Source organism: Streptacidiphilus melanogenes (assembly GCF_000787835.1).
Taxonomy (GTDB): domain Bacteria; phylum Actinomycetota; class Actinomycetes; order Streptomycetales; family Streptomycetaceae; genus Streptacidiphilus; species Streptacidiphilus melanogenes.
Genome location: NZ_BBPP01000099.1, coordinates 1 through 1,844 on the forward strand (window position 1 = coordinate 1; position 1,844 = coordinate 1,844).

Below are 1,844 nucleotides of genomic sequence, written 5' to 3' on the forward strand. Positions count from 1 at the left end.
TTGTTCGGCGGCGTCCTACTCTCCCACAGGGTCCCCCCTGCAGTACCATCGGCGCTGTAAGGCTTAGCTTCCGGGTTCGGAATGTAACCGGGCGTTTCCCTCACGCTATGACCACCGAAACACGATGAGATCGTGCAACCATGATTGGTCGCTGTCTCAGAACAGCACAGTGGACGCGTAGCAGCTATGGACAAGCCCTCGGCCTATTAGTACCGGTCAGCTCCACCCCTCACAGGGCTTCCACATCCGGCCTATCAACCCAGTCGTCTACTGGGAGCCTTACCCCATCAAGTGGGTGGGAGTCCTCATCTCGAAGCAGGCTTCCCGCTTAGATGCTTTCAGCGGTTATCCCTCCCGAACGTAGCCAACCAGCCATGCCCTTGGCAGAACAACTGGCACACCAGAGGTTCGTCCGTCCCGGTCCTCTCGTACTAGGGACAGCCCTTCTCAAGACTCCAACGCGCGCAGCGGATAGGGACCGAACTGTCTCACGACGTTCTAAACCCAGCTCGCGTACCGCTTTAATGGGCGAACAGCCCAACCCTTGGGACCTACTCCAGCCCCAGGATGCGACGAGCCGACATCGAGGTGCCAAACCATCCCGTCGATATGGACTCTTGGGGAAGATCAGCCTGTTATCCCCGGGGTACCTTTTATCCGTTGAGCGACGGCGCTTCCACAAGCCACCGCCGGATCACTAGTCCCTGCTTTCGCACCTGCTCGACCCGTCGGTCTCACAGTCAAGCTCCCTTGTGCACTTACACTCAACACCTGATTGCCAACCAGGCTGAGGGAACCTTTGGGCGCCTCCGTTACCATTTAGGAGGCAACCGCCCCAGTTAAACTACCCACCAGACACTGTCCCTGATCCGGATCACGGACCCAGGTTAGACATCCAGCACGACCAGAGTGGTATTTCAACGACGCCTCCACACCAACTGGCGTTGATGCTTCAAAGGCTCCCACCTATCCTACACAAGCCGAACCGAACACCAATATCAAGCTGTAGTAAAGGTCCCGGGGTCTTTCCGTCCTGCTGCGCGAAACGAGCATCTTTACTCGTAATGCAATTTCACCGGGCCTGTGGTTGAGACAGTCGAGAAGTCGTTACGCCATTCGTGCAGGTCGGAACTTACCCGACAAGGAATTTCGCTACCTTAGGATGGTTATAGTTACCACCGCCGTTTACTGGCGCTTAAGTTCTCAGCTTCGCCCACGCGAACGTGAGCTAACCGGTCCCCTTAACGTTCCAGCACCGGGCAGGCGTCAGTCCGTATACATCGCCTTACGGCTTCGCACGGACCTGTGTTTTTAGTAAACAGTCGCTTCTCGCTGGTCTCTGCGGCCACCCCCAGCTCACGGAGCAAGTCCGGTCACCAGGAATGGCCCCCCTTCTCCCGAAGTTACGGGGGCATTTTGCCGAGTTCCTTAACCACAGTTCACCCGAACGCCTCGGTATTCTCTACCAGACCACCTGAGTCGGTTTAGGGTACGGGCCGCCATGAAACTCGCTAGAGGCTTTTCTCGACAGCATAGGATCATCCACTTCACCACAATCGGCTCGGCATCAGGTCTCAGCCTTGATGTGTGGCGGATTTGCCTACCACACGGCCTACACCCTTACCCCGGGACAACCACCGCCCGGGCTGGACTACCTTCCTGCGTCACCCCATCGCTCAACTACTACCCTGTTGGGCCGGCGGCTCCACCACTCCCCTCGATCCGAAGATCTCCGGGCGGCTTCACGGCCTTAGCATTCAGAGGTTCATCGCTGGCGCTTCAAAGCGGGTACGGGAATATCAACCCGTTGTCCATCGACTACGCCTGTCGGCCTCGCCTTAGGT

Annotated in this window: 2 rRNA genes (1 of these 2 running past the window's edge); both read right to left on the minus strand. The window is 57.6% G+C overall.

Features of this window, described 5'->3' with window-relative positions:
* Positions 1-2: 2 nt before the first annotated feature.
* Positions 3-119: ribosomal RNA gene (gene rrf, locus TR49_RS39370) — 5S ribosomal RNA — on the minus strand.
* 67 nt (positions 120-186) lie between these two features.
* A 23S ribosomal RNA gene (locus tag TR49_RS47130) occupies positions 187-1,844 on the minus strand (it continues 1,687 nt past the right edge of the window).